The organism is Maricaulis sp. (genome assembly GCF_048270095.1).
Classification (GTDB): Bacteria; Pseudomonadota; Alphaproteobacteria; order Caulobacterales; family Maricaulaceae; genus Maricaulis.
On record NZ_JBLWTL010000006.1, the window covers coordinates 22,065 to 29,509 of the forward strand.

The window sequence follows — 7,445 nt, forward strand, 5'->3', positions numbered from 1 at the left end:
CGATGAGCCTTTTTTGTTTTCGGGATCAATCGATCGGCAGCGCGATCGGGCGCAATGGGGCCGCATCGGCGCCGCGCAATTTCAGCGAGCCGCCGATGAAGGCGAATTCGTACAGACCCGCCTGAGCGAGCCCTTCGAGATTTACGAGTTCCATGATCGGAACGCCCCTCTGCGCCAGCAGATAGGTGTGGACGGGCACATAATTGCCCTCGATCTCGGACGGGAAGGCCTCGAAACTCAGATTGTCGGCCCCGACGATCATGGCGTGCGACTCGTCGGCGAGAAAGCGGGCGGCCTCGAGCCCGAGGCCCGGCGGGTTGTCCATATAGCGGCTGGCATGTTCATAGAGCGCCATACGACCGGTGCGGATCAGCACGACATCACCGGCCTGAAGCTCGACACCCTGGCGCGCCAGCGCGCCCTCGAGATCGGCGCGTGTCACGCGGTAGCCGGCGGGCAGCATGTCGAGGCGCCTGAAGGTGGCGACATCGATCATCACGCCCCGCGCCACGATCGGCGGGATGGTTTCAGCACCCGTCATCTGCCAGCCCGCATCGCCGAGATGCTCGTCGGCGCTGAAATGATTGTAGATCTCGCCATCGAGGCCGAAATGGTTGAGCGCATCGAGATGGGTGCCGGTGTGGGTGTACATCGAGATGGCCGAGCCGGTGTAACTGACATGGCCATTGGCGGCTTCGCCCACCTGCAAGGGGTCGTCAGTCACCGTTCCCCGCGGCGTGTGGGTCATCCAGATCTGATATCGGGGGTCTCCGGCGGCATGCCATCCGGGCATGCCGATGAAATACTCCACGGACAGGTCGTAGACGGTGCCTCCCGTAATCCGGGACAGGATGGAGGCGCGCGAGCGCTCGGTCATCATATTGAGCGCGCCGAGCTGATCGTCGCGGCCCCAGGGGCTGGTTCCGACGGTCGCGGGGGTTTCGGCCGCAGCCGACAGGGGCAGCGAAAGGGCGAGGCCCAGAACAAGGGGCAAAAAGGTTGAGGTCTGCATCGGGGTCTACCTGGCTGGTTTGACATGCCCGGGAGAGTGAAGCTGTGGCCGGCCGGGAATAACCGGCCCAGTCTGACTTCATTGTTTACGCTGGTTGAATAATCTCAGGTCCGCAGGGCGGCGCGCAGATGCTCTAGAAAGGCCATGACCCTGGCGTCCATTCCAAGCCGCGAGGCTGTCACAGCGAGGATTTCCGGCGCGGGCAGCTCCCAGTCCGGCAAGACGCGGACAAGCTCGCCGCGCGCCTCGGGCGCGTTCGAGACAAAGTCCGGCAAGGTGCCAATGCCCTGCCCCGCGATCAGCAGATCGCGCAGCACGAGGCTGTTGCCAACCCGCACCCGGGGGTCAAGCTCAACCGTACTCGCGCCCGAACATCCACGCAGGGACCACGACGTCAGGTGATCGGCAAGCAGAAAACCGATCACCGCGTGTTGCGCAATATCTTGCGGGGTTTTCGGATGGCCGGCCCGGTCCAGATACGCGGGGGCGGCAAAAATCCTCTGCCGCACCGCACCGAGCTTGCGCGCCACCAGAGCCGAGTCCGGCATGGCGGCGCGGATACGGATCGAGACATCAAACCCGCCCTCGACCATGTCGACCATCCGGTCGTCGAGCGAAAGTGTGAGCGAAAGATCCGGATAGGCATTGCGAAACGCCGGCAGCATGGGTGCAATCACAGTCTGCCCGAACGAGCTCGGCGCGTTGACCTTGAGATGGCCCCGCACTGTGCCGGCACCATCGCGGATGCGCGTCTCGACCTTGCTCACGGCGTCGAGGATGCCGATTGCCTCGTCATAATAGAGCCGGCCGGCATCGGTCACCGACATGGAGCGCGTCGTCCGCGTCAGCAAGACACTGCCAAGGCTTTCCTCGAGCAGCTTGATCTCGCGGCTCAGAAGCGCCGGCGAAACGCCGATATCCTCCGCCGCGCGGGCGAAATTGCCCCGCTCGACGATGCGGCGGTAGGCGTGCATGACGGAAAGCTTGTCCATCGCGGGCAGAAACTCGATCAGACTGGTTGGCCACCCCGCCAGCAGCAGGACCTCGACCCGATAGCATAATTTGCAGAGCTCCGCGAATGGGTTGCGGATGCAAAGCAATTCCGCAAAGTGCAGCTTCGCCGCCGCGAACCGGGGCCCCCGAATCCGCGCGAATGACAACTACCCGATCAACCGATACCCGCCGCCTGTCCTCGCACTCGCACTCGTCTTCGCAATCCAGCCGCCGCCGAGCACGCGGCCCTCATCCTCGGCCGAGTAGAAGACACAGGCCTGTCCGGGCGCAACGCCCTCTTCGCCGCCGGGCAGGACGACAGTGATTTCATCGCCATCGACCGCAAAGGCGGCATCAACGGGCGGCCGGGTCGAGCGGACCTTGACGCGTACGGGGACGCCGTCTGCCAGGGCGTCATCGCCGAGCCAGTTGATATCCTTCAGCGTGATCCGGTCGACGGCGAGCGCTTCGCGCGGGCCGACCACGACCTGCGCCGTAGCGGCATCAAGCTTGACGACATAGAGCGGATCACCGACCGCGATCTTGAGGCCGCGGCGCTGGCCGACCGTGTAGTGGATGACGCCTTCATGTGTGCCCAGCACCGTGCCATCGACATGAACGATCTCGCCGGGGCGCGAGACACCGGGGCGCACCTTCTCGACAATATCGACATAGCGGCCCTGGGGCACAAAGCAGATATCCTGGCTGTCGGGCTTGTCGGCGACGATCAGGCCGAAGGCTTCAGCCAGCCTGCGCGTCTGGTCCTTGTCGAGATGACCGAGCGGGAAGCGCAGGAAATCGAGCTGCTCATGCGTCGTCGCGAACAGGAAATAGGACTGGTCCTTGCCGGCATCTGCCGCGCGTCGCAATTGCGCGCCATTCGGCCCGTCCACGCGCTGGATATAATGCCCCGTCGCCATGCATTCGGCGCCGAGCTCGCGCGCGGTCGTCAGCAGATCGGCGAATTTGACCGTCTGATTGCATCGCACGCACGGGATCGGCGTGAAGCCGGCCAGATAGGTATCGGCAAATTCCTCGATCACCGCTTCGCGGAAACGGCTCTCATAATTGAGGACATAGTGGGGAAAGCCGCATTCCTCGGCGACGCGCTTGGCGTCATAGATATCCTGGCCGGCGCAGCAGGCACCCTTCTTCTGGATTGCCGCACCATGATCATAGAGCTGCAGCGTCACGCCGACGACATCATAGCCGGCACGATGAAGCACTGCTGCGGTGACGGAGCTGTCGACCCCGCCCGACATCGCGACAACGACGCGGTGATCGGCGGGATTGCCGCCCAGGCCGAGCGGATCGCCGGCGAGGCCAAATTCGGAAAGAAGCGCATCGGCACGCACCATCGCGCGACCGGAATCGGTATTCGTCATATTCGCCTCCAGCGGGGTCAAGGCCCGCAGCAAACGGTTGAAGTTGGCTGAGGCTTATCTCAAAAAGTTGAGAAGTGAAACCTGTGTCAGCGAGGCAAAGGTTTTCGCCGAGACATCGAGGACATTCTGCGCCGTCTGGAATTTGGTTGCGGCCTCGGCCATGTCCACGTCCTCGATATCGCTGATCATGCCGGTGAGGAAATCCTGCCGATCCTTCTGGCTCTGCTGCGAGCTTTCGATCTGCGCCTGCATTACGCCATTCATGCCAACAACAGAGATAATTCCGTCCTGGGCCGCCACGATATTCTGCAACTCGCCTATGATGAAGGTTTGCTGCACCTCGGTCATCGGGTCGACGAACGGACCATTCGGGCCGGCCTCGAACTCGGCGATCCGCTTGAAGGACGCCATGAGATCGGTTGCGACATCACTGGCCAGGCGCCCGACCTTGACCTCGGTATTCTGGTCGACGCGTACGGTGGGTTCGAGATTATTGTTCTGGAAAGCGTCGGCGACGGCCGGCAAGGCTGCCAGCTCCGCCAGTGAGCTGATGGCCATCGGCTTGGTGTCATCGCGCGTGCCGCTGAACATATAGGCGCCGAGATGCTGCGTGTTCAGCGCATTTACGGCACCGTAGAAGGCGTCGGAAATCTCCTTCATGATGAAGGCACCGTTCTGGGATGTCATTGCCGAACGCAATTCACCGGCTGAGGACGAGAGCCGCTCGAGCGCAACATTCTGCGCATCGAGCCGGATGCCGGACCGCACCGCCGCCTCTTCAAATGCTTCCGAACGGGCCAGCGCCCCGCGGCTGGCGGCGATGGTTTCGGCCTGATAGCCAACCCCTTTGAGGTCCGCCCCCTTCTTGCCGGTACTGAGCTCCTGCTGCGCCTGGAACAGGGATTGCTGTGCGCGCATCAGGTCCAGAAGGGCCGATTGCGAAGCGCCAAAAGTCGATATCCGCGTCATGGGTCAATCACTTCCTAGACAATACTCATGAGAGTGTCGGTCATTTCCTTGGCCGCCTGCAGCATTCTCGCCGAGGCGTTATAGGACTGCTGATAGAGCGTCATCGCCGCCAATTCCTCATCAAGGCTGACGCCCTCCACATTCGAGCGCTTGGTCTGCGCCGTCGAGCGCAATACATCGGCCGAGGCCGCTTCGCTCTCGGCCCGGGCGGCGCGCGACCCGACACTGCCGGCCAGCCGGGCGGCATAGTCCTGCAGGCTGGAGTTGGCGGCATTGATGGAGCCTGCCGCGTCAAAACTCCGCGTCGTTGTCATCGCCGATTGCAGCAATTGTCCGCCACGCGCATCACCGGACGTCAGGACCAGGTCGCCAGCCACCGTCGCAGCATCGAGATTCAATTGTCCCAGGGCCAGTTTCGATGAATCCGAGCGGATCACGTTGCTGACCGAAAAAACCTCGGAACGCCCGGCGGTCGCAGCCAGGCCGAGGCCGAAGAGTTGCGAGAATGACACGCCGGTGCCGGCGCGGCTGGTATCATCGCCGGTCAGGTTGAGATCGAACCCGTCATAACCCGTTTTCGGAACCGAGCTCAGCTGGCCGTCACTGTCCAGCGTGAATGTGGCGTAGCGTCCAAGCCCGGTCGTTGTATTATTGAGCGCCGTTACCACATCGCCAATCGTCTGCCCGGTCACCATCGGAATATCGACCGTGCCCGAGGGCCGGCCATCGGGCGTGGTGATCTTGAAACTCAGGGAGGTGCCGGTGGTGAACTGGTGTGCATCGGCCGCCGACAAGCCCGTTTCGAAGAAGCCGGGACGGCTCGAGGAAACCAGGTCGTTGAGGCCGAAGAAATGCGAAAACCCACGCCCGGCCCGGTCGCTCGGCGTGGTCGCATCTTCAAGCGTCGCGACACCATTTCCGGCCGTGCTCGCCGCCAGGGTCAGGACGCCATTGGCAAAGGTCGCCGAACCATCGCCGCCCAGAGCCGCATTGATCGCCGTTGTGAGGCTGCCAACGCTTGTACCAATCGCGACGGCTGCGCCGCCATCGACACTGAGCGTGCCGGCGTCAAAATCAATATCGACACGTTTCACGAGCGTGCCGGAGGCCGCGGTCACAGCCAGCGTTGTCGCACCGGTGAAATTGTGCAGGTCAGCCGCCACCAGCCCGGTATTGCGGCCCGTCAGGCTTTGCGGTGCCGGATAGGACGCCGAATTATTGTGCGCCAGGTTGAGCGCGTCAGCGGCGCCGGACGTCAATTCAGCCAGTTCATCGGCGATCTCCGGCAAGATCCGGTCACGCAAGTCAAGCAAGCCGAACAATTTGCCGCTCTGGATATGACCGCCCAGCTCCTTGGCCTCGGCGCCATTGGGTGGCTGCACGAAAATCTGGCCGTAGGATACGCCGTATGCGCCACTGCCCGTCGGGGTATATTCGAGCTGGGTCACACCGGTTTCAACCAGCGCGACACCGTCGCCCGTGCGAATGACGAGACGCCCGCCCGCCTTGGTTTCTGTGCGAATGTCGACATAGCTGGAGAGCTCGTCGAGCAGCTCCGATTGCCGGTTGGCGATGCCCGAGGTGTCACCACCGGCCACGCTGACACTCTGAATGCTCGCATTCAGTCCGCTAAGCTCGCTGAGGATCTCATTGGTGCGATGAACGGCCGCCTGGATCTGGGCGTCGGCATCCTTGCGCTGGTCGCTGATCATCAGGGACAGCCGGTTGGTTTCATCGAAAAAGGCCTGCAAATCAGCCGCTGCCGACAGGCGCGCAACCGATTGAGACGGGTCAACACTGGCCTGGGACAGGCTTGAGAATGCGCGGCTCAGCCGCGCAAACATCGAACCTTCGTCGTCGAGCTTGCCGAATTGCGATTGCACCTTGTCCAGCCCGTCGGCCTGGATCTGGGCGGCTTCCCCGGCGCTGATGGCCCGGATCGACGCCGCCTGGAGATAGACATCGGCAATCCGCGAAATGCCAACGACCTGCACCCCCATGGCGACACCGCCAACATTGAGGGCCTGCAGCACAGCCTCCGTGCGGGCATAGCCGGGGGTGTTGACGTTGGCGACATTGTTGGCCGCCGAATTGAGGCCGGCCTGGCTCGCAGACAAGCCCGACAGGGCACTTCCGATAATACCGTTCAGCGACATGATAGCATCCTCGAAACATCGCACGACATGAAGCCCGGACGGTCAAAACTGCCGACACTCCGGCAAGGCTTGCCGAGCCAGAACCGCGCCGGCACACCTGGACCGGTGACCAGGATCGACATACAACAACCTGTTTTTGCTTCGATATTCATGCGAATTCGTGTCTTTCTGGCATCCGGGCCTGATGGACGTCCTACAGGGTTAACCGCAAGGCTCGGGCCAAGTCGGTGCCAAGGGTCCAAATCCGGTATTGATCGCGCCGAGACCTGTCCCTCATCCGTCAGCCTGGCCCGGCATCGCTGCCCGGCAGCTTCAACCCACCACCGGGCACAATCCGCCGGGCCCAAGTTGTCATTTACCTGTCTTACCCAGATATTAATTCGCTATTTCAAAGATTTAGCGCGCATTGATGCTGGCATGATGCTTGCGACCCACTTCACCGACACGGCACGCATTGTGTGCCAAGTGAGTGGAATAATCTGACCATGCCGATGATGATCCCAGGCGCAGAATTCACCGCGACGAATGCGGCAATGACCGCATCCCGGAGTGCGTCTGCCCGTGCGGATGCCGGGCGGGCCAACACGGACGGACCCGGCGAGGCTACGAATCCTTCGGCCTTCGACGCCATGCTTGGCCTGGCAACACCGGCTCAGCCCCAGCCCCAGACTCAGAATCAGACTCATACGCAGACTCAGACGCAGACTGTCGGTCATACTGCAATGGACGGCGAGGCCGGCGCATCGGCCGACGACCAGACGCCGGGTATGATCACCGCCACACCGCACGTCGCTGCAGGCAGCGAAAAAGGCGCGGGTAACATGCCGCCACCACCTGGCGGGCCTGCCGCCGCCCTTGCGCCGCGTGCGGGCGCACCGGGGGCCCCGGGGGCGCCCGCCCGGGGCCCCCCTGGCGCGCTGGCCACGCGTG

5 protein-coding genes are annotated in these 7,445 nt (G+C 62.9%); all 5 read right to left on the reverse strand.

Annotation, left to right across the window (positions count from 1 at the left end; all coding sequences use genetic code 11):
• Positions 1-25: 25 nt before the first annotated feature.
• The 5 genes from ACN0YJ_RS05415 to flgK all read right to left on the reverse strand — a co-directional run bounded on the left by ACN0YJ_RS05415 (position 26) and on the right by flgK (position 6,515).
• Complete coding sequence (locus ACN0YJ_RS05415) at positions 26-1,012, reverse strand: cyclase family protein (protein WP_417495563.1); 987 nt, start codon at positions 1,010-1,012, stop codon at positions 26-28.
• 104 nt (positions 1,013-1,116) lie between these two features.
• A complete protein-coding gene (locus ACN0YJ_RS05420; protein WP_417495564.1) occupies positions 1,117-2,004 on the reverse strand; it encodes a LysR substrate-binding domain-containing protein in 888 nt (295 codons plus the stop codon).
• Positions 2,005-2,172: 168 nt separating this feature from the next.
• Positions 2,173-3,390 (reverse strand): tRNA 2-thiouridine(34) synthase MnmA, encoded by a 1,218-nt coding sequence (gene mnmA, locus ACN0YJ_RS05425; RefSeq protein ID WP_417495565.1) that lies wholly within the window; start codon positions 3,388-3,390, stop codon positions 2,173-2,175.
• Positions 3,391-3,444: 54 nt separating this feature from the next.
• Positions 3,445-4,359, reverse strand: a complete 915-nt coding sequence (locus tag ACN0YJ_RS05430; protein ID WP_417478707.1) for a flagellin — start codon at positions 4,357-4,359, stop codon at positions 3,445-3,447.
• A 14-nt stretch (positions 4,360-4,373) separates the two neighbouring features.
• Positions 4,374-6,515 (reverse strand): flagellar hook-associated protein FlgK, encoded by a 2,142-nt coding sequence (gene flgK, locus ACN0YJ_RS05435; protein WP_417495566.1) that lies wholly within the window; start codon positions 6,513-6,515, stop codon positions 4,374-4,376.
• Positions 6,516-7,445: the final 930 nt, after the last annotated feature.

Excerpts from the sequence above, each read along its gene's own strand:
- mnmA (WP_417495565.1), bottom strand. The coding sequence starts at position 3,390 with ATGACGAATACCGATTCCGGTCGCGCGATGGTGCGTGCCGATGCGCTT.
- ACN0YJ_RS05415 (WP_417495563.1), bottom strand. The coding sequence starts at position 1,012 with ATGCAGACCTCAACCTTTTTGCCCCTTGTTCTGGGCCTCGCCCTTTCG.
- ACN0YJ_RS05430 (WP_417478707.1), bottom strand. The coding sequence starts at position 4,359 with ATGACGCGGATATCGACTTTTGGCGCTTCGCAATCGGCCCTTCTGGAC.
- flgK (WP_417495566.1), bottom strand. The coding sequence starts at position 6,515 with ATGTCGCTGAACGGTATTATCGGAAGTGCCCTGTCGGGCTTGTCTGCG.
- ACN0YJ_RS05420 (WP_417495564.1), bottom strand. The coding sequence starts at position 2,004 with ATGGACAAGCTTTCCGTCATGCACGCCTACCGCCGCATCGTCGAGCGG.